The sequence below is a fragment of the Reinekea marinisedimentorum genome (assembly GCF_004341165.1).
Classification (GTDB): Bacteria; Pseudomonadota; Gammaproteobacteria; order Pseudomonadales; family Natronospirillaceae; genus Reinekea; species Reinekea marinisedimentorum.
The window spans coordinates 167,073-186,794 of the sequence record NZ_SLZR01000007.1; the positions used below are offsets into that span (position 1 = coordinate 167,073).

The following is a 19,722-nucleotide window of genomic DNA, read 5'->3' on the forward strand; positions in this document are numbered from 1 at the left end:
AGCTCAATAAAAGGATTATTGAATAGGGATAAAGATGAACGATCGTGACCAGCTGTTGCGCGAGCAATTCAGCGAAACCGGTGCTGCCGGTTCCACCATAGACCCGTCGGCCAACTCCGCTCAGCGGCCAGCCATTCAGGCAGATAAAAATGCCGCCAAAAAACTCCCGAATGCAATTAAAGAGCAACTGAGGAGCCACATCTCGGATTGGTCGCTGCTCAATGCTGAAGTGGCCTCCGGTTATCGTTCCGGTGAGGGAATTCAGTTCTTTGAGCAAACCAGCCGAGGCTACCGCAAGGTGAATGGCTACTGCCGGGGCTCGGTTTGCCTGGTGAGCGATGGCTGGCTGAAGCGGGTGAATAATCCTCAGGTATCCGGCTCTTCAGCGGCCGTTTCGTCTTATTCCAATACCGCAGTAGCCTCCGCAGACGAGCCGGAGGTTGTCGAAGACAGCTACAGCACCACCGAAACCAATCATCAGATCGAGTTTTATATTGCCAACCCCGATGGCGACCCAATGCCGGACGCCCGCTATTCCATCGTCATTAATGGCCAAACCTACAGCGGCGCGCTGGATGAAAACGGTGAAGGCATCTCCGAGTACCTGCCCGAGGGCGAAGCGGAAATTACTATTGAGCCGAATTTGGCCAACCTCGATGCGCTTCGCAGCAGTATTCAGCAGCAGTTTGATGGTCTGGTGAATGACGCGCAGGAACGTCAGGCCATGCTGGACGACCTGCTGTTTCAGGACGGTTTCGTAAACGGAACGCTCATCATCGGCTGCATCTGGGCCAAAGCCGTGTGGAACAGAGGCAGTGAACTGACCAGCGATACCTGGCAAATGATCAAGGGCACGCCCAGCGCGGTCAGTGAGGCATCGGCGGCGATCTGGCAGGCCATGAAAGATAAAGATGAAGATGGCGTCATCGATGGTTATGCCTACCTGGTGAATGCTGCCGGCGAGTTGAAATCGGATGTGGAGCGTTTAGCTTCGGTCTCATTAGCGCTGATGAAAGATGAAGCATTCTGGGACATGCTGATGGATTTCTGCAGCCGCTATTACGATGCCATGAGCGCGGAAGATAAAGCCAAAATGTTCGGCGGCGCTTCTTTTGATTTGGCCGCCTGCTTCATCGGTGCTGCTGCTCTGGCAAAGGTGGCCACGGCCGCCAAAACCATTAAAACCAGTACGGGCGTTGCCACCGTTTTAGCCGGCAGCCGTTTTTATGCGCCGGCGGTGAAAGCCATTAAGCGCATTGCACATATTTACGACCTGGCAGAAAACCCGCTGAAGAAAAAGCTGAAGGTTTCTAAAAGCAAACACAAAACCCGCTTTAGCCAAAGCAAAAGTAAAGAAACGTTGCCCGATAAAAAGGTTGTTGCAGAAGAGAATCCCGCCCGAACCGATACCGGCGATGCCAGCGAACGCTGCGCCTCTACAGAGTGTTTATCGGATCCAATCAGCATGGTGACCGGTGAAGAACTGTACGAGGTGGTCGATTTTTCTATACCCGGCCCGGTGCCGGTTAGCTGGAAGCGTACCTACCGCAGCACAGCCACGGCAACGCGATCAGACATAGGCTATGGCTGGAGTCACCCATGGGCGATGCATCTGGATATTGAGCCCGATACCGTCTGGCTGCGCACCGAAGAAGGCTTGCGGGTGCCGTTTTCCATGCCGGATCACGGTGCCACGCACCGCCACCCCATTGGCAGCACGCTGACTCGGTTTCACGATAGCTTCACGTTGATTCACAACGGCCAGCACTGCGTGTTTGAGCCGCATCCCTTTGTGCCCAGCCGTTTGCGTCTGGTGCAAATTGGTAACGAACAGCAAAGCCAGTTCTGGAAGCTCTCCTACAGTGATGCCAATAACCAAAGCCGGTTAGTGCAGGCGACCAGCAGCTGGGGTGAAGAGCTCAACCTGCAATGGAATGACCATGGCATTCAACGCATTTATCGTGAGCAGGAAGAAGGTTCAACACTACTGGTGCGTTATCTGGTTGATGATCAGGGCGACCTGATTGCCGCCCGGCAGGCGCAGCGCCCCACCGAGCAGTACCGCTACAACAACCATTTGTTTGTGCTGCGGCAAACCGGCACCGGCATTCGCTTTGTATTTGAATGGGATCAGCTGACACCCAAGGCACGCTGCACCCGCCAGGCTTCCAGCGATGGCCATTACGATTATCAATTCGATTGGGATTACAAAGGCGAAACCCCGGCCGACAGCCGTGTGCGTTTCTGGAATAAAGGCGTCGACAGTAACGGCATAGTGGAACTGTTCGGCTACGACGATAACGCCATGCTGCTGTGTCATATGAAGGGCGATGGCGGTACCGAGTATTTCTATTACGACGGTCACCAGCAGCTGATCAAACACATTAATGCAGAAGGCCAAAGCCAGCACTACAGCTACGACCACTTCCAGCGCCTTCAGCAACTGACCGATGTGACCGGGCAGAAAACACATTTTCAATACCTGGGCCGCACACAACTTCCGGTAAAAATTACCAACAGCCTTGGCCAGAAACTGGCGTTTGAATACGACCATCAGGATCGGCTCGTTCAAAAAACCTTTGCCGATGGTAAAAGTGAACAGTACCGCTATGACGATGGCAAACTAAGCAAAAAGATCGACCCATTCGGTCGCGTACACCACTACCAATGGCACCCGCACTGGGGCACATTGGAAACCTACAGCCTGTTGGAAAGTACGGCGCCGGGTGCAGCCACGCTGCAGCAGGTGAACTTCCTGTACGATGATCAGGGGCGACTCGCCAGCCAAACAGACTCGCTTGGTAACGAGCAGCACTTCGTGTACGACGAGCAGGGCCAGTTGATTACCCGCAGCAATCAGCATGGCCAGGCGGAACACTTCAGCTACGATAAGCACGGCCGGGTAATTGCCCAAACCGACAGCATTGGCCGTACCACCCAATTCCAATACGGCCGCTTCGCTCAGCTGGAAGCTAAAACATTACCCGATGGCAGCACTATTCAGTTTGAGTACGACCGCGAGCGCAACCTGGTCGGCATCATCAACCCGAACGGGGCCAAACACCGCTTCTCTTACGATGCCTGTGAGCGCATTCAAAGCGAGACCACCGTCGATGGCCGCACCACACAGTATCAGTACAACAAACTGGGTCATTTAACCGGATTAACCGATGGCAGTATTGAAGCCAGTTTCCAGCGCGATGCCTTAGGCAAACTGCTGAGCGAGCACTATCGCGATGCCAACCGCCCGGAAGCCGAGGTTTACAACCAGTTTAAATACGATGACTTTGGCCAATTGGTGCAAGCCAGCAATGCACCGGCCGACATTGCGTTTAAATACAACGAACAGGGCCAGCTGATTGAAGAATGCAGCACCCATACCTTCAAAGGCGCCTACGGCAAGCTGGATGCGCACCGCCATGAAAGCCACTTCCACTATAACGCTCAGGGTTTACTGGAAGGCCTGGAACATAAAGCCTTTAAGCCGGAAACGCCGGATATGCAGTTCGGTTTTATTCACCGCAACACCTGGGCTATGCGTCGCAGCAGCTGGAATGAACGCTACGACTGGCACAAGAATGGCGCACTGGCGGCCTTACACATCGGCAGTGAATTTGGTGACGAGCAAACCCTGCTCACCCAACAAATTAACGACCGCGGCCAACTGAGCGAACGCACGCAAGGCCAGCATACTATCCGTTATGGCTACGATGCAGAGCAACGCCTGCAACAGGTACAGCGCCTAAACCAGGCTGCCCGCAATGGCGAAGCCATCGTGCAGGAGCGAAGCTATCAATACGACGCCGCCGGTCGAATCAGCACGCTGGTGGAAAACAACCAAAGCCAACAGTTTTTCTACAACGAACAAGATCACCTGACGGGTATTAACGAGCAAAATCTCAGCACCGACCCGGCCGGAAACCGCCTGCCCGATGGCATTGAAAAACTGCTGGATAACCGATTACCTTTCTGGTGCGACCGCCATTACGAATACGATGCCTGGGGCAACATCGTCAAAATAAAACGCGGCCAAAACCAACGTTTGGTTCAGGAGCTGACCTACAACGCCAAGCACCAGCTGGTGAAATTGATCGAAACTAAAAACGGCGAGCACAAGCACACCCTCACGTTCAGTTACGACGCCCTCGGCCGACGCATCCGCAAAGAAGTGTTCGACCAAAATGAACACGGCCAAACCAATGAAAACTACCGCTACGCCGAAAGCTACATCTGGCGTGGCAACCAGCAAATACAAACGCGCTACTACGATAAAAGCAAACGCTGCAAGACCGACCAGGCCGTGATCTACCAGCCCGGCAGCCACACACCACTGGCCATTCTCGACAGTGAAGCCGGGTTATTGGACATCGACACCGACCACCTTGGCACCCCCAAAGCGTTGTACGAACACCACAGCGGCGAACAGCTTTGGCGTGCTGACCACGACACCTACGGCGCACTGAAAAACGAGCAAAGCAGCAATGAAAAATACAACCTAAAGCTACGCTTTCAGGGGCAGTATGAAGATGCTGAAACCGGGCTTTACTACAACTTCAACCGTTACTACGATCCGCATGCGGGGCGATATATTAATCATGACCCGATAGGGTTGATGGGTGGTTTGAACCAGTATCAGTATTGCCCTAATCCGGTGGGGTGGGTTGATCCGCTGGGGTTGGCTTGTAAGGAAGGTATTCATACAAGGGGATATCAGCCTGCTTCAGGCGAACGCAGCCTAACTAAAGAGGAGTATAAAAATCTCATATCTGGGACAAGGGGCCAAGGCGCGGCTCTTCAATCACAGTTATTATCTCGTTTGAGTTCAACAGACTATGTATATCGCGCCACAACCAAGCGGACATTAGAGTATTATCGAAGTGCAGGCAGAATAAATAGAGATGCATACATGACTTTTGATGATGTCGGATTAGACCCTGCTGTCACGATGGATAAAAGTCAGGTATTTGAAGAGTGGGGTAAACACGAAGTATTGCTTAAAATTCCTACAAGTGAGGTCACAGGAGCTAAAGTACCTCGACCATTTGGAAACTCACTGGAAGTAGGGTGGGAACCAACAACTGAGGCTTATCCTGCAGCTGGTAGTGGAGGCAACTCACAATTCCTTGCACAAACGACATCTTGGGATGAATCTTGGGTTATCCCTATGAAGTAATATTGGAAATAGTATGATTAATAGTTTAACGGAAGCGCTATCAAAATTTCGATCAGAAGTGATATCTACAGAAGATACAGTACTTTGGGTAAAGGCAAATTCATCATCTACTGCTCAAATTTCTAGAACAAGCTATTTGAAATTAAAAAGGGGCAACCCATTACCGGCATGTGTCGAGGCTCTACCTGCCTGTAATAAATGCAGTGGTATCTTTGTATTTGGAGAATTTACTAGCTACTCAGCGTTTGAAATGTTTGACGACCAGCTCAAACAGTCTTTAAGCAAAAATGAAATTCGTAACATATCGGAACCCCAATGGCAGACGCTACTTCCTGAAGTTTTGGGAGGTGCGATTTTTTATGAGTGTTGTTCATGTGGGGCTATTTGGTTACTTGTTCTACCAGAGCGTGCCCAACGGGGAAGCTGGACGCGTATAGCGTGAAGTTAAAGAAATTAGATTAATAGTGATCATAGGAAGCATATTTCGGTCTATGCAAGTACATTGCTTCTGGAGTTGGTAGAAAAAACCTTTGGATAAATAATTGAGTAGAATAAAAAAAGTACATTGAATTTGAACCAAACCGAAGCACAGCCTACCCACGAGGCAAGAACGTTTACTACGAGTGCCTTTTATGCAATAGGGCAGTTTGCTCTAATCCTGAACTCTGTGCTGAGTGCTTATGTTGAAATATCTTTGTTGATTCTGCTGGAGGGCGACTTTGCATAAGCGATTATGAGCAGTTCAAAATCTTCAAGTTGTGATCACTATAAGGGTTGGATCAATACCCGACCGAAAACCGCCTGTCCGATGGCATCGAAAAACTGTTGGATAACCGATTACTCTTCTGGGGCGACCGTGACTATGAATACGATTCCTGGGGCAACATCGTCAAAATAAAACGCTGCCAAAATCAACGTTTGGTTCAGGAGCTGACCTACAACGCCAAGCATAAGTACACCCTCATGTTCAGTTACGATGCCCTGGGGCGACGCATCCGCAAAGAAGTGTTCGACTAAAATGAACGCGGCCAAAGCAAAGAAAATTTCCGCTAGGCAGAAACCGGACCTAAGTTTCACTCTGTCGAAATCAGATTACGCAGTTCTTGAAGGTATTTAATGCCTTCTTCTTCCCAATTATTCGAAATTCCAGTATCTAATATTGAAAGGATTCGTTCACGGCTTAATACGTTCTCTGTAAATAGCGTATTGAAGTAGACTGCACGGTGCTGAGGCTGCAGGCTGACGAGCCAGCCAAAGTACTTCCGTTGACTAAGGCACTCATATAGTTCCTGCTCTAAAAATGGATCTGCGTTAAGTGCATTTAACCCTTCGTTAGTAGTATCTTTATGATCATTGTCAGGATCCGGTTCACATTTACAAAGAAGGTATTCGGCAATTGTTTCTTGGTACCCTTTTCCTTGATGTATTGAAATGTATCCTGCACGTTGCCATTCCAGTGCAAAGAAAATATCTTTTGGTGTCCTAGACTTTGGGCCCCACCATATGTCGATAAGAGTATCTACTTCTGCTGATGGGCGAGAGTTAAAGCCTATCCAAAGGTCTTGTGGCATCAAATCTGCGAAAGTAAACGATGTATCCAAATGTTCGAAAGCGCTATGGCTGAACCTTTTTATTTCTTCCACATCCTGAAGTACATACTCAAGAATTGTGCAAATCCTATTATGCTCTAGCCACCTAGCACTATCTTTGCTTTTTAATTTACGTACCTGATTGGTTAGAGCACTTAAGGCTCGAGCATGGGCCTCAGGGCGCTCCTCATTAGGTATCGATATAGCCCAATCAAAGAACTCCGCACTATCAGTCACCGGAATGTCAGTGTTCTCTTGAGTCGCACTGCCAAACGCCAACGCTCTCATGAGAAATCCACTAGCTTCATTATGATCGTCAGTTTCCAACCCAATGACAGAAAGCTCTGCTTGGTATTGCTGAACAACTTCAAAGGGAGTGTTGCTCACAATGTCACAGAAACTATCGCAGCAATAAAAGTCCTCTCGTTTGTATTGCTTGAAGGCAGCTACGTCTAGAATAGTGGAAAGGGCAGTATCTAAATTCAAATCGTAATTATCCATAAGCCACCTTGTCGACATATTTGAGGGTACCATATCTCGATGACCAAAAAATGCTACCTATTGCATCATGGAGTCATAAGCTGACGTTTGTTGATGAATCGTTTCTGTCCAAAAACGATTTACGTCATTCAGAAATTGTTTATTTAACGGGTTGTAGCTTCCGGCTTACTTTAACTGTATTTCTATCGATGTTCATTTGCATTTTCACCAGCGCCATTCGCAACCCTTTCCGGTTTTAACTTTCACGTTAGGCCGGTTTCGTTTGCATTTCAGTACAGCGCCTCCAGCCGCAGCGTTTATGGTAAAGCAACCGGCTTAATCTCTGCATTTTTAGGTTTTCAACCTCCCTCATTCACACAGCATTCATCTTTCAGGAACTCAATGAGCTGATTCAATCCGCTGTATTGGGCAATGCAAAACAGAGTTCTGCCTTCCCTTCGTTGTACCACCAAGCCAACCTGCACCAGCCGGCTTATATGGTGCGTGAGCGTCGAGCCGGGAATATCCAGCTCAGCCTGAATTGACCCCACGGGAACACCCGCGCTCCCGGCTTTCACCAAAAGCCGAAACACCTGTAAGCGTGTGGTATGGCCGAGTTCGGCTAAACATTTTGCGGCCTGATCTATTTCCATTGGACGTTACTCTTAGTATTTATATTTCGATAATACTAGAAATATGTTGACAGGCCAAAAGTGATCGATAAATATATTTCGAATATTCTAGAAATATAGATATTTAGGTCGAGGTCTTTATGTGGGAATTTCTGACTGCATTGCCGGGCAACCCCCAGCTGCCAACCATGCTGCGCGAAAGTTTGCTCATGTTTTTAAAGCTATTTACCGAGCTTTCGGTGTTGTTCCTAATCATCAGCTTTGGCGTCGCGCTGCTCAACCAGCGTTTGCCAGCAGAGCGCATTCAACAGCTTTTAGGTGATAAAAAAGGTCGTGGGTATATAACCGCAGCCGCGCTGGGTGCCATCACGCCTTTCTGCAGTTGTTCGACTATTCCGATGTTAATCGGGTTACTAAAAGCACGCGCCGGGTTTGGCCCAACGATGACATTCCTGTTTACCTCGCCATTGTTGAACCCAATTGTGATCGCCCTGTTCATTCCGATACTTGGCCTTGAAGTCACACTCTGGTACGCCACACTGGCGTTAAGCATTTCAATTATTGCCGGTGTGTTGCTGCAGCATTTTAGGTTCGATCGCTTTATCCGCCCGGAAATGATTACGGAGCGGGCGCAAACGGCTCAGTCTGAAATTTCAGCCTGTTCAGCACCCAAGGTTAACGAGACCAGCTGTTGTGATAGCTTAAATGCGCAAGACGCGTGCTGCCGCCCAGCAGTGACCGACTGCTGTGAAAAAGGCGCGGCCGATAGCAAGGCAACAGAAGCGCAGGCCTGCTGCGCAACAACAGCCGGTTGCTGCACTGAGCCAAGAAGCGAACGCAAAGCTCAGTGGGAAGCGGCCGCTGATGAAAGCTGGGCGTTGTTTAAGTCGATGTTCCCGTACATGCTCATTGCTATGGTTATTGGCTCGCTGGTTCATGGTTTTATACCCGCAGACTTCTTTGCTCAGATCGCCGGGGCCGATAACCCGGCAGCCATTCCTGCCGCAGCCTTAATTGGCATTCCACTGTATGTGCGGGTAACGGCGTTACTGCCTCTGGCCGGATCATTTGTTGCTAAAGGGGTTAGTATGGGTGCGATCATCGCGCTGGTCGTTGGTAGCGGTGGCGCTAGTCTGCCCGAGCTCATTTTGCTAAAACGATTATTCTATTGGCCGCTGCTATTGGCATTTCTGGGCGTGACATTTTTCATGGCAGTGATTGGCGGCTATGGCATTAATCTATTAAACCTTTAAAGATGTGTGAATAAACTCAGGCGGTAGTGCAATGCCTCTGCAGCAATGAAGCGCTGTTCACGCTACATCGGTTTGCTGTTGGTGCATCGGATAGAAGCAGGGTGAGTCTTTGCTCTCGTGCGGTGGTCCGCATTGATTATATTTGATGAATTCGGTTGGCCGATTAAACTTAGTAGCTAAATCCTCTCCCTGAATTGAAACACCTGACGATGGGTTAGAAACTGAATCTGCGAAAGGTATGCCGCCATGTATAAACAGCTTAGTGAGGAAAAACGCTTTCAGATTTGGGCGCTTCGTAAAGAGGGCAAGTCTCAGATAGAGATCGCTAAGGCTTTAAAGGTGCACCGTTCAACAGTGAGCAGAGAGCTTACACGCAATACCGGCCCGTACGGCTACGACCCTAAAATCGCTCAGCGCATGGCAATCTACCGTAAAAAGTTTCACCAGCAGATCGTTGGCAGGCAATACGAAGATTTAGTGAAAGAGCTGGTTCAAATTGGCTGGAGTGCTGACCAGTGCTCTGAATTTATTCAGCACTACCACCCTGAATTGACACCTGAGCAGATCAAACAACTGATCAGTGACTGCCAGAGTACTGTAATCGGCTGACTGTTTGATTTGTATCAAATGTTGCACTTGCCTGAAATTCAGCAGAATCCGCTCATTTTAGTTTGTTGCACTTGCCTGCCTCAACCATCATATTCACAGATTCCAGATGTGTTTTTTGTTGCACTTGCCTTTGCCACCCGGCGTTAAATTGTTGTTGCACTTGCCATGCTTTATTGACCTTTTAAATATAAAAATACTTATAAATCAATAGGTTAGGTCATCTTTAAGAATTTGACTTGAATCAGTTTTTTTCGCTTAACCCGTTCTATATTGAGATTGTCGCCGGCACAAAAATAAATTGAGGAGCGAGGCATGAAAAAGTTTAACCACATTGGTATTCCAACAGATGTTGAGCATAAAGGTGAGTCGTTTAATTCAGCGATTGGGCTTTACTGCACAGACTTTAATGAGAGTGATAACCGTATTGAATGGCTAAGGTTTTTAAGCGATAGCCCAATGCCGGATGAGCTGAAAACAACCGCGCACGTTGCCTACGAGGTGGACGACCTGGCGGAAGCAATGAAGGGTAAAAAGGTGTTGCTTGAGCCTTTTGATGCCAGCGAAACATTGAAAATAGCTTTCATTATGGAAGACGAAGCTCCCGTGGAATTGATGCAATACAGCTAGCAGCAGCGCGGCCTGGCATTTCCAGAACTGAATTTTCTAAACGTCAATAACAACAAGAAGAGAATACGACCATGAAAAAATTTATTAACCTAAGCGAAAACATTACAACTGAACTACTTCAGGGTTTGGCGATGACCTTCCCTGAAAAAGTACAGGTTCTTTCTGAGAAGATAGTTGCACGCAAAACGCCGAAAGATCCGAACAAGGTCGCTATTGTGACTTTGGGCGGCGCAGGCCATGAGCCCGCGCTTAGCGGCTTTGTGGGCGAAGGCATGCTCGATTATTCCGTGGTTGGCGACATATTTGCCGCGCCCGGTGCGCCCAAGGTTTTTGAGGCATTGAAGATGGCAAACTGCTCAGCCGGTGTTTTATTCATTGTGCTAAATCACGAAGGCGATGTGCTGTCTGCCAACATGGCCATGGAAATGGCGAAGCGCGAGGGCATCAACGTAAAAATGCTGCTCACACATGAAGACATCAGCGCTGGCCTGGATCAGGACATTAAAGACCGTCGCGGTTTGGTGGGTTGCGTTCCGGTATACAAAATTGCCGGTGCCGCCGCTGAAGCCGGTCTGCCTCTCGACGAAGTCTTTCGTATTGCCGAGGGCTTTAATAAAAACCTGGCAACGCTTGCGGTTGCAATGAGTAACGCAACACATCCGCAGTCTGGTATGGCGATTGGTGATCTGGCCGATGATGAAATGGAAATCGGCATGGGTCAGCATGGCGAGGGCGGCGGTGGCCGAATGAAGGTTCAGCCGGCGGATGACACTGCCTATATCATGCTCGATCAACTCTGCGAGGCCATTAACGTTCAGACGAACGATGAACTGATGCTGCTTATCAACGGGACCGGTGCCACCACGCTAATGGAACTGTTCCTGGTTGCGCGTGCCTGTCACTTGTCTCTTTCCGATAAAGGCGCGGCGGTTGCCCGTTCTAAGGTAGGCGAAATGCTGACCGTACAGGAAATGGCGGGCTTCCAGATGTGTATGGGGAAATTCGACAGTGAATCCTTGAGTTATTGGGATAAGCCCTGTGACACACCTTACTGGACGCAGCTGTAGCCGGTAGAGCCATTACCGGCGACTGCCGGTAATTACATTTAATTCAAAGCGGTAGCCCAGCTTTATATACGCCGATGGCCTGAATTTCGGTGTAGGGCACCGCTTTGCCGGAAAACAGGTGAAAACCATGAATACACTGAATCATTCAAAACTAAACGGAATGTTTTTGGCAGCCTCCGCCAGCATTCAGCAGCAGGTGCCTTACCTGAACGAGTTGGATGGCAAAACCGGTGACGGCGATCACGGTACAACCATGCATCGTGTCTGCCAGAGCATTGATAGCTCTTTAACCAACTCTGAACGGCCGGTTGGTCAGCAGCTCGATGACCTGGGCTGGGACATCATGAGCCAGGACGGTGGTTCTGCCGGGATGCTAATCGGTAAGTTTCTGATGGGTATTGGTGCCGGTATCGCAGCAGAAGAAGTAAACACCGAACAACTGGCAGCGGCCTTTCGCAGCGGCCTGGATCAAATGGTCGCATCCAGCGGTGCAAAGCCGGGCGATAAAACCATGCTCGACGCGCTGATCCCGGCAATAGAAGCCTTAGAACAACAGGCAAGACAGGGGGCAAGTATCGAGCAGATGTTTGAACAGGCGGTAAAGGCTGCAGATGAGGGGTTTCAGGCCACCAAGGCCATGGTTCCCGCGCGTGGCAGAGCAAAGAACATGGGTGAAAGGGCCGTTGGTTATTTAGACCCCGGCGCAGCCAGCATGTCCATTATGTTCGAATCCTTTAACCAATACATCGCGGCAGCTTAAGGAGGCTCACATGGCAGATGCAGATGGAATGAAACAGGCAAAAGACTATGGTCTGGACACACCGCAAATGAGTCAGGGCTTTCATGTCAAAGGTATGGGCCACGCCGATTGGGGGATGAAGAACAGGCTCAGCCGAATTTTTAACCCGGCGACCTCTAAAACGGTCATGCTCGCGTTTGACCACGGCTACATCATGGGCGCTGCTGCCGGCCTGGAACGCTTAGATTTAACCATCGATCCACTGGCACCGTACGCCGATGCCCTGATGGCGACCCGTGGTGCTCTGCGCAGCTGTATTAATCCGGCCCATAACAAGCCGGTAATATTGCGGGCCAGCGCTGGCAGCACTGTTTTAAAAGACGATATGAGCCATGAAGTGTTGGGTGTAGAAATCGATGATGCCGTTCGAATGAATGCCTCCTGCCTGGCAGTACAGGTGTTTATTGGTGCGAGTGGCGAATGCTCTAGTTTAAAAAACCTGGTGAATGCGATCGATTCCGGGGCCCGTTACAGCATTCCGACTATGGGTGTCACCGCGGTGGGTAAAGAAATGGAACGCACCAACCGTTACTTCATGCTGGCCTGCAGAGTGCTGGCAGAACTGGGTGCCCATATTGTGAAAACTTACTACTGCGAAGATTTTGAAAAAATCGCCGCTGCCTGCCCGGTACCGATTGTAGTTGCCGGGGGCAAAAAGCTGCCCGAGTTGAATGCCCTGAAACTTGCGCACAGCGCTATTCAACAGGGTGCGGCAGGTGTTGATATGGGCCGCAATGTTTTTCAGTCTGATTGTCCGGTTGGCATGATCAAGGCGATTAACGCAGTCGTCCATAACGGCTTTACACCCGAGCAAGCTCTGGACCTTTATGAAACAGAAAAAGCATCACTGCTTAAGGAAGGTAAAAGATGAAATTTCAACAGTTTATTGTTATTCCAATTATCGTCGCTTTTCTTGCCTTTACTATCCAAATTCTGGATCAGCTACTGGCGCCATTTATGCCTGTTGCTAATGCCGGGTTTGGTTGGATCGCCTTTATCAGCTGGGCGATGTATTTTATGGCTGGCTGCAATCTGCAGGGCGGTTACAAAACCCTATTGGGTTACGTCGCTGGCATCTTTGCATCCATCGCGATCATGAAGGGGGGTGTCGCTCTTGTTCCATCGCTCGGTTTTTATGCATTTCCCGTCGCGGTCTTTATTGTCGTAATACCGTGCATCAGCTTAGAACGAATTCCGCCATTTGATTTCGTACCCGCATTGTTCGTAGGTGCGGGAATTTTCTTTGGCCTGATGTCTTATGTTGCTGGCGCAACGTTCATTACGGCAACTGTTGTAGAACTGATCTATTGCGTTATCGGTCTAGCCTATGGCTGGGCAACGGTATTCTTACGCGGTAAATATGAGGCTTATGTGGCAGCATCAACAGCGAGTTCCGAACTGCAGGAAGACGCAGCTCTGCAGGAGCGTCACAGTTAAACCTTTTACAGTTAAACTTTTGCTAACAACACCGGCAGCCTGCCGGTGTTTTTGTATTTTCGTTGTTAATTTTTTTGCTGCTTAGAACCTGTCGCTAGTTGGCGACAGGCTTAATGCCACGCCGCATCAGTGGTTTTCGGTTGCGGGTGCTTTGGCTGTCTGCGGTTGGCGACAGATTCGTTGCCATTACCGGCTGGTTGAATCTATAAATATTTCTAACTCATTGAATTTAAAGGATTTTATTCTTTTGGCCTGTATCTTGATATGTCATCTGTATCGCGGCTTAAGACGCGTAATTAATGATTAACCTATTAAAAAGTTTAAAAGGAAAAGTCCCATGAAAAAAAATATTCTGCTTGCTGCCATGGTTTCAGTTGCTGCGTTTGTTTCTGCTAATGATCTGGTTGTTGCAGCTGACGAGGTTACTTTTCAGGCGATCGATTTAGATGTGAACGGTGAAATTTCTCTGGCTGAAGCATCTGCTAATGAAGCACTGATTGAAGCATTTGCCGAGCTGGATGCAGACCAGAGCGGTACTCTGACAGAAGAAGAGTTCAGCCTGTTCACTTTGGCGTCTGAATAGTTCTCAAAATGATCGGATAGTTTTTATCCGCATAGTACATCAAATGTGAAGTCGCAAACTTTTTAGTGTCGACTTCACATTTTTGTGATTTAGTCGTGGTAATTCAGAGATGCAACTTACAAGATAAGGCTGATTCTTTTCATTTTTATGTGTTTACAGAGTATCAGCCATTTTATGAACTTGCCGCTGCGTCATATTTCTTTAAGAAACCTGGTGTTGATTGGATTTCTTATATCGCTGGTTCCATTGGGCGTGTTTTTCTGGCAAAGCCAGAAGGCTCAGGAGCGGCTGACCTCGTCGTGGCAACAGTTAACAGATAATTCAATTCATCTGGTTCGTATGGCCGTTGAACTGGATAGTCTCGTGGTTGAAATAGAAAGATCAACCAAGCAATTTTTTATTTTACAGACACCCGATATTTCGACGCTGGCAAAAAATAATATTGATCAATATGAACAGGTTATTTCGGAGTTCTGTTCTTTTAGCGAGTTCGGTGTGGATGAAAATTGCGACACTCTGTCGCTTTCGGTTGCCGAACTTGCAGGAAACTATGCAAGCATCAGTCAAAATCAGCTGAATACTTTATTAACCGATATAAAAAAGAATCAGCAAAACCTGCTGGCACAAATGTGGGCCTCGATAGAACTGGCAAAGGCCCGACAGGTTGAGTTTGTCCGCATTAAGCGTGAGCAAATAGCCGTTGCTTTGGCTGGCGTATCTTTTTTGACCTTTGTGCTGCTAACCATTTTAACCGGGCAGGTTGCAGGGCCGGTGAATACCCTGAAAGACAAGATCAGTCGGCTGGGTAAAAGTGAGAGGCCGGTTTATTTTTTACAGGAGCAAGCCGTCTTTGCTGGCCCAAAGGAACTGCAGGAAATCAACACCAAGCTGGATCGCCTGGCGATGCGGCTGGCGAAATTTGAAGAGTTGCGGCAGTCCTTTTTACGTCATGCCTCGCATGAACTGAAAACGCCGTTGTCCGGCATTATTGAAGGTTGCTCAATACTGCGCGATAAAATTTCCGGGCCGCTGACAGATACTCAGGCAGAGGTTGTCAACATCCTGGAAAATTGCTCCCGGCGGTTAACGCATTTGACAGAGCAGTTGCTGGATTACAACTACTTGCTGCGCCATTCGAAGCCGGAAATTAAAAGTGTCGATGGTTGCACGCTGTTGCATAAAACCATTGAAGGTCACCGGCAGTTGTTTTCGCGTCGTGGCCAAACCATTGCGACAGACTGCAACATTAAAAGTTTAAACACCGATGTGAAATTGTTTACGCGCATACTCGATAACCTGTTGAGCAATGCGCAGGTTTACGGTCATCAAAATGGCAAGGTGTTGGTGCGGCTAATCGCCGATGAAACAGACCGCATTGTGATGACCGTTTGCAATACCGGGCCAGGTGTGCCGGAGGATCAAAAAAATAGTTTGCTGGAGCCCTTCGCACGAAGCGAAGTTCCCCGAAACGATTCACTGCCAGGGACTGGGCTGGGTCTTTCGATTGTGCGCGACTGTGTGTTGCTGCTGGCCGGTGAAATGAAATTTGTCGATGTCGCCGGCTTTGATTTTTCAATCATGGTTTTATTACCCCGGCACTATAAAAAGGAATGGGTGTGAAGTTTATAGGTGGTTTAGTGGTTACGGTTCTGGCTTGCTCATGCACAGTGAAGCCGATGCGAGAGGATGATGCACAGGCTCTTCCGGTCTGCTCACCAGAGGTCATTGCTGAGGCTGTTGAACAACCGATTGCCTGCCCGGAGTTTCCTTTTGATATGAGCGGCTCTGCCTGTGATGTTGCCGGCTGGCAGTCATTTGTTTATAGCCAGTTGATCAGTGGCAGTGCCGGGACGGATGTCAGCCAAAACAAGACTGCGGCGGACAGGGTTAAACACTTGATTGTACTCAGCCAGCCATACCAACCGCTGGCGGTGAGAGCGCAGGCAACAGAGCAGTTGATGGAAGAATCCTTTGAGCACTTGAATGCCTTTGGTGATTTTCTCTATGTGCTGGCCAACTATTACACGCAGCTGAACAACCTGGAACAACAGTCTGTACAGCAGCAGTCTGCGTTGAAGCATGCCAGAGCCCGAAGCGATGAGCTGGAAAAGCAGCTTGCAGACACCAAGGCCAAGATTGAAGCGATTATGGAAATAGAACAAGACTTGAGCACAGAGCAAGAAACCCTAGGGGTGCAATAAATTGACAGACAACCACAGTAACAAACAAAGCGAAGCCAAGCCCGCGGCATCCATACTGCTGGTAGATGATGACGCTGGGCTGTTGAAGCTGTTGAGCATTCGGCTTCGAAGCGAAGGCTACCGGGTTTCTACGGCAACGAGTGTGAAGGAGGCGATCAGGTTGCTTGCAGATCATCACTTCTCTGTGGTGCTGAGCGATTTGCGGATGCCCGGTCAGGATGGTTTGTTTCTGCTGGAGTACGTTGCTGCTAATCATCCCTCTCTACCGGTCATTCTAATTACCGCTCATGGCTCGATTGATGATGCAGTGATCGCTACGGAAAAGGGTGCACTGGGCTTTATAACCAAGCCTATTGATCATGCGAAGCTCAAAGAAGCATTAACCAATGCCATTTCACAGGCATCGGTTAGCGCTTCGGATGATTGGGATAAAGATATTATTTATCGCAGCGACAGCATGCACCGGTTAATGAACCAGGCGGCGCTGATCGCGAGTCGGGATGTCAGCGTGTTAATTTCCGGTGCCAGCGGTACGGGTAAAGAGCTGCTAGCAAAAGCCGTGCATGCGGCCAGCCCGAGAAGCGGTAGACCCTTTATAGCGATTAACTGCGGTGCGTTACCAGAGCACCTTCTGGAATCTGAATTATTTGGTCACAAAAAGGGCGCGTTCTCCGGTGCCGTAAGTGACCACATCGGCCTGTTTCGTGCTGCCGAAGGCGGCACACTGTTTCTCGATGAGATTGGCGATATGCCAGTGGCCCTGCAGGTAAAGCTGCTTAGGGTTCTGCAGGAAAAGGCACTCAGGCCGGTTGGCAGTACCCAGACCATTCCAGTGGATGTTCGGGTGATTTCTGCCACCCATAAAGATTTAAAAGCCGCGATGGACGCTGGCGAATTTCGTGAAGACCTTTACTACCGGGTATGCGTAGTCAACTTGCGCCTGCCCGGTCTTAACGAGCGCCAGGAAGATATACCGGTACTGGCCAGGCATCTGTTAGCGGTCAGCGCAGAAAAGCACAAGGTGCAGGTCTCCCGGTTTTCAGATGAGGCCATGCTCAAGCTTTGTCAGGCGCACTGGCCGGGCAACATTCGTCAGCTGGTCAATGTGGTAGAGCAGTGCGTGGCGTTAACGGCGTCACCGGTAATCAACCTGTCGCTGGTGAACCAGGCGTTGATTAACAACAGTGATTACTTTTTGACGCTCAATGAAGCCAAGGAAATATTTGAACGCAGCTACATCAGCCGGGTACTAAAAATGACCGATGGCGTTGTATCGCGGGCGGCTGAGCTGGCAGGAAGAAACCGGACCGATTTCTATAAGTTGATCAAAAAACACGATTTATGTGTTGATGATTTCAAGCAGGGCGAGCCACTGGAACGCACTGTCGATTAAGTATTAGCCTGCCGGAAGGCGGGGTGTTTTTGTTAATGGAGAATAGCAATGAAGCCCGTGTATTATCAGAAAACCAAGATCAAGGTAGAAACCATTAAGCCCGTTGAAGAATGCAAAGAAAAAATAGAAGAGGCCTGGTTTGAAATAATTTCAGGCAAGCGCCGGCTTGATATCAAGAAGAAACGGCTGGCGGTCTAATTCCCGGTTATTGCCGTTGGTTTGTTTTTTTTGCCGAAATTAGCGCAGGCTGGTTCGCCTGCCTAACGTTTCGCCTGATTACATTTCTGGAAGCCCCCTTGCCAAATTTGGGACGCTGTTATTGTGTAAATTCTTTAGCCTCAGAGCTATAGTGGAAACGGCTTACAACAATAAAAAGGCGAAGGGAATCTTGAAGGCAGATAACTTATATTCCGTTTTATCCCGAACCAGCCTGAGTGTTGGCTAGATCAGCAGTGCACTGGGTATCCAGATGAATGTATCGGATCTACTGGTTGGGGTAAGCCTGTCTCAGGCGGTGTTTGTCATTTTGCTCACCTTTTCTAAGGCGAAGAGGCGGGTTGATGATGTCATTATTTTAGTTTGGATTCTGTTTCTGATTTTGCCGATGCTGGCAAAGCTGTTCTCGTCCGATCTGGTTAACCTGCCGATCCCGTTTCTTCGTGCTGACCTGCCTTATCCGCTGCTGCATGGACCTATGCTGTGGCTCTATACCTGTAGCCTTACCGGTAAAAAGATTCACATGAATCTGGATACCTTCCGCCATGCCATGCCTTTTGTTTTCGGCTCGACCCTGACAATTGTAACGGCTAAGGCCGGTTCTGCCGCCCTGAATACCACACCTGCTGTTTCACCTGATCAGTTGGTGGGCGCCTTAATACTGGTATCTTTGCTGATTTATTCGGCGCGGGTGCTTTGGCACCTTCGGGAGTATGAGTCGAGCGGTCAGCTCAACGACCTTTCGGCCAGAATTACCCTGAAGTGGCTAACCTGGCTCACGCTTGCGGTTATTATATTACCCGCCGTTCAGAATATTCTTGGCTTATCCATTTGGCTGCCTTCCTATGGCTTTGCCTTTGCGGCTTTTATTTTCATTTTGGAGTTTCTCAGCATTCGTAAAACGATCCGGGAACGGTATGTTGCTGAGCCTCCGCCCTGTATCAGCGAGGTCGCTAAAAACCCGACGCCGGAGCAAACCCCGCTGCACTGTTTGCCCGAAACCCGAGGGCCCGAACCGGACGCTGCGGAAGACGCCTGCAAGAAAGAGAAGTATGCCCGTTCAGGTTTGACCAATGAGAAGTGTTGCGAGTACTTAGACCGGCTCAGCGCTTTTATGGAGCGTGAAAAACCCTATCTGGACGCGAACATCACCATTGAGGCTATGGCGCATCAGCTGGGCATTTCCCGAAATCATCTCACGCAAATTCTGAATGAAAAGCTGGAGACTAACTTCTATTCGTATATCAATGAGTACCGGATCGATACCTTTAAGCAGTTGGTCTCTGACCCGGTTAATCAGAAGACAACGTTAATCTCACTGGCTTACGATTCCGGATTTAATACTAAATCCACCTTTAATACGGCCTTTAAAAAAATTGAAGGCGTTACCCCATCGCAGTATCGAAAATCGATCAATCTGCAGAGTTGTGCTGCCTAAGCATCTCGCCCTTTGGCTCTTTGCCGCGCCTTAATTTAATTCCCCCGGCTGAATGCTCATTCCTGGCCAGCGTCGCGCATGAAAATAGCGACCGAACGCCATCCATACGCCACGGGCTGCTGCCTGGAAAAACCATTCAGGGTGTTGTGATCACTCGCTCTGGCTGAATAGCGCATGCGGCTTTTTCAGCCTGCCCGAAATCCCCAGTATACCGGCTCATTGGAT

Annotated in this window: 18 protein-coding genes; 16 read left to right on the forward strand and 2 right to left on the reverse strand. The window is 49.1% G+C overall.

The features are described 5' to 3' along the window. The first annotated feature begins 34 nt into the window (after nt 1–34). The 3 genes from BCF53_RS09950 (at nt 35) to BCF53_RS09960 (ending at nt 6,190) form a co-directional block, all read left to right on the forward strand. The gene (locus BCF53_RS09950) at nt 35–5,173 is read left to right on the forward strand and encodes an RHS repeat-associated core domain-containing protein (protein ID WP_132701577.1); all 5,139 of its coding nucleotides are present in this window, start codon (nt 35–37) and stop codon (nt 5,171–5,173) included. A 13-nt stretch (nt 5,174–5,186) separates the two neighbouring features. After that, complete coding sequence (locus tag BCF53_RS09955) at nt 5,187–5,615, forward strand: hypothetical protein (protein WP_132701578.1); 429 nt, start codon at nt 5,187–5,189, stop codon at nt 5,613–5,615. Nucleotides 5,616–5,947: 332 nt separating this feature from the next. Beyond that, nucleotides 5,948–6,190, forward strand: coding sequence for a hypothetical protein (locus BCF53_RS09960; protein ID WP_132701579.1), 243 nt, complete (start codon nt 5,948–5,950; stop codon nt 6,188–6,190). A 56-nt stretch (nt 6,191–6,246) separates the two neighbouring features. Here the strand turns inward: BCF53_RS09960 and BCF53_RS09965 are convergent, their stop codons facing one another. Together BCF53_RS09965 and BCF53_RS09970 are read right to left on the reverse strand one after the other, a co-directional pair. Further along, entirely contained in the window at nt 6,247–7,263 is a 1,017-nt protein-coding gene (locus tag BCF53_RS09965; protein ID WP_132701580.1) for a hypothetical protein, read from the reverse strand. Nucleotides 7,264–7,601: 338 nt separating this feature from the next. Next, the gene (locus BCF53_RS09970; protein ID WP_132701581.1) at nt 7,602–7,895 is read right to left on the reverse strand and encodes an ArsR/SmtB family transcription factor; all 294 of its coding nucleotides are present in this window, start codon (nt 7,893–7,895) and stop codon (nt 7,602–7,604) included. A gap of 119 nt (nt 7,896–8,014) precedes the next feature. Between BCF53_RS09970 and BCF53_RS09975 the strand changes: the two genes are divergently transcribed. The 13 genes from BCF53_RS09975 (at nt 8,015) to BCF53_RS10030 (ending at nt 19,497) form a co-directional block, all read left to right on the forward strand. Next, entirely contained in the window at nt 8,015–9,127 is a 1,113-nt protein-coding gene (locus BCF53_RS09975) for a permease (RefSeq protein WP_132701582.1), read from the forward strand. Nucleotides 9,128–9,373: 246 nt separating this feature from the next. Next, on the forward strand, nt 9,374–9,736 hold the full coding sequence (locus BCF53_RS09980; protein ID WP_132701583.1) for a helix-turn-helix domain-containing protein: 363 nt from the start codon (nt 9,374–9,376) through the stop codon (nt 9,734–9,736). 312 nt (nt 9,737–10,048) lie between these two features. Beyond that, a complete protein-coding gene (locus tag BCF53_RS09985; RefSeq protein ID WP_132701584.1) occupies nt 10,049–10,363 on the forward strand; it encodes a hypothetical protein in 315 nt (104 codons plus the stop codon). Between the two features lie 71 nt (nt 10,364–10,434). Then, complete coding sequence (locus BCF53_RS09990; protein WP_132701585.1) at nt 10,435–11,430, forward strand: dihydroxyacetone kinase subunit DhaK; 996 nt, start codon at nt 10,435–10,437, stop codon at nt 11,428–11,430. A gap of 127 nt (nt 11,431–11,557) precedes the next feature. Then, a complete protein-coding gene (dhaL, locus tag BCF53_RS09995; protein WP_132701586.1) occupies nt 11,558–12,190 on the forward strand; it encodes a dihydroxyacetone kinase subunit DhaL in 633 nt (210 codons plus the stop codon). A gap of 10 nt (nt 12,191–12,200) precedes the next feature. Then, nucleotides 12,201–13,100, forward strand: coding sequence for a 3-hydroxy-5-phosphonooxypentane-2,4-dione thiolase (gene lsrF, locus BCF53_RS10000; protein WP_132701587.1), 900 nt, complete (start codon nt 12,201–12,203; stop codon nt 13,098–13,100). Continuing rightward, nucleotides 13,097–13,666, forward strand: coding sequence for a DUF1097 domain-containing protein (locus BCF53_RS10005; protein WP_132701588.1), 570 nt, complete (start codon nt 13,097–13,099; stop codon nt 13,664–13,666). The genes lsrF and BCF53_RS10005 overlap by 4 nt, the downstream gene beginning before the upstream one ends. Nucleotides 13,667–14,003: 337 nt before the next feature. Continuing rightward, entirely contained in the window at nt 14,004–14,249 is a 246-nt protein-coding gene (locus BCF53_RS10010) for an EF-hand domain-containing protein (RefSeq protein ID WP_207902699.1), read from the forward strand. Between the two features lie 174 nt (nt 14,250–14,423). Beyond that, the gene (locus BCF53_RS10015; RefSeq protein WP_165901874.1) at nt 14,424–15,869 is read left to right on the forward strand and encodes a sensor histidine kinase; all 1,446 of its coding nucleotides are present in this window, start codon (nt 14,424–14,426) and stop codon (nt 15,867–15,869) included. Beyond that, nucleotides 15,866–16,450, forward strand: a complete 585-nt coding sequence (locus BCF53_RS10020; protein ID WP_132701590.1) for a hypothetical protein — start codon at nt 15,866–15,868, stop codon at nt 16,448–16,450. Before BCF53_RS10015 ends, BCF53_RS10020 begins: the two co-directional genes overlap by 4 nt. 1 nt (nt 16,451) lies before the next feature. Beyond that, a complete protein-coding gene (locus BCF53_RS10025; protein ID WP_132701591.1) occupies nt 16,452–17,843 on the forward strand; it encodes a sigma 54-interacting transcriptional regulator in 1,392 nt (463 codons plus the stop codon). A 48-nt stretch (nt 17,844–17,891) separates the two neighbouring features. Continuing rightward, nucleotides 17,892–18,041 (forward strand): hypothetical protein, encoded by a 150-nt coding sequence (locus BCF53_RS19210; protein ID WP_165901875.1) that lies wholly within the window; start codon nt 17,892–17,894, stop codon nt 18,039–18,041. Nucleotides 18,042–18,312: 271 nt separating this feature from the next. Continuing rightward, on the forward strand, nt 18,313–19,497 hold the full coding sequence (locus tag BCF53_RS10030; protein WP_132701592.1) for a helix-turn-helix domain-containing protein: 1,185 nt from the start codon (nt 18,313–18,315) through the stop codon (nt 19,495–19,497). Nucleotides 19,498–19,722: the final 225 nt, after the last annotated feature.

Coding starts and splice junctions, on each gene's coding strand:
- BCF53_RS09955 (WP_132701578.1), top strand. CDS start 5,187: ATGATTAATAGTTTAACGGAAGCGCTATCAAAATTTCGATCAGAAGTG.
- dhaL (WP_132701586.1), top strand. CDS start 11,558: ATGAATACACTGAATCATTCAAAACTAAACGGAATGTTTTTGGCAGCC.
- BCF53_RS09980 (WP_132701583.1), top strand. CDS start 9,374: ATGTATAAACAGCTTAGTGAGGAAAAACGCTTTCAGATTTGGGCGCTT.
- BCF53_RS10005 (WP_132701588.1), top strand. CDS start 13,097: ATGAAATTTCAACAGTTTATTGTTATTCCAATTATCGTCGCTTTTCTT.
- BCF53_RS09990 (WP_132701585.1), top strand. CDS start 10,435: ATGAAAAAATTTATTAACCTAAGCGAAAACATTACAACTGAACTACTT.
- BCF53_RS19210 (WP_165901875.1), top strand. CDS start 17,892: ATGAAGCCCGTGTATTATCAGAAAACCAAGATCAAGGTAGAAACCATT.
- BCF53_RS09950 (WP_132701577.1), top strand. CDS start 35: ATGAACGATCGTGACCAGCTGTTGCGCGAGCAATTCAGCGAAACCGGT.
- BCF53_RS09965 (WP_132701580.1), bottom strand. CDS start 7,263: ATGGATAATTACGATTTGAATTTAGATACTGCCCTTTCCACTATTCTA.
- BCF53_RS10015 (WP_165901874.1), top strand. CDS start 14,424: ATGAACTTGCCGCTGCGTCATATTTCTTTAAGAAACCTGGTGTTGATT.
- BCF53_RS09975 (WP_132701582.1), top strand. CDS start 8,015: ATGTGGGAATTTCTGACTGCATTGCCGGGCAACCCCCAGCTGCCAACC.
- BCF53_RS10030 (WP_132701592.1), top strand. CDS start 18,313: ATGAATGTATCGGATCTACTGGTTGGGGTAAGCCTGTCTCAGGCGGTG.
- lsrF (WP_132701587.1), top strand. CDS start 12,201: ATGGCAGATGCAGATGGAATGAAACAGGCAAAAGACTATGGTCTGGAC.
- BCF53_RS10010 (WP_207902699.1), top strand. CDS start 14,004: ATGAAAAAAAATATTCTGCTTGCTGCCATGGTTTCAGTTGCTGCGTTT.
- BCF53_RS09970 (WP_132701581.1), bottom strand. CDS start 7,895: ATGGAAATAGATCAGGCCGCAAAATGTTTAGCCGAACTCGGCCATACC.
- BCF53_RS09985 (WP_132701584.1), top strand. CDS start 10,049: ATGAAAAAGTTTAACCACATTGGTATTCCAACAGATGTTGAGCATAAA.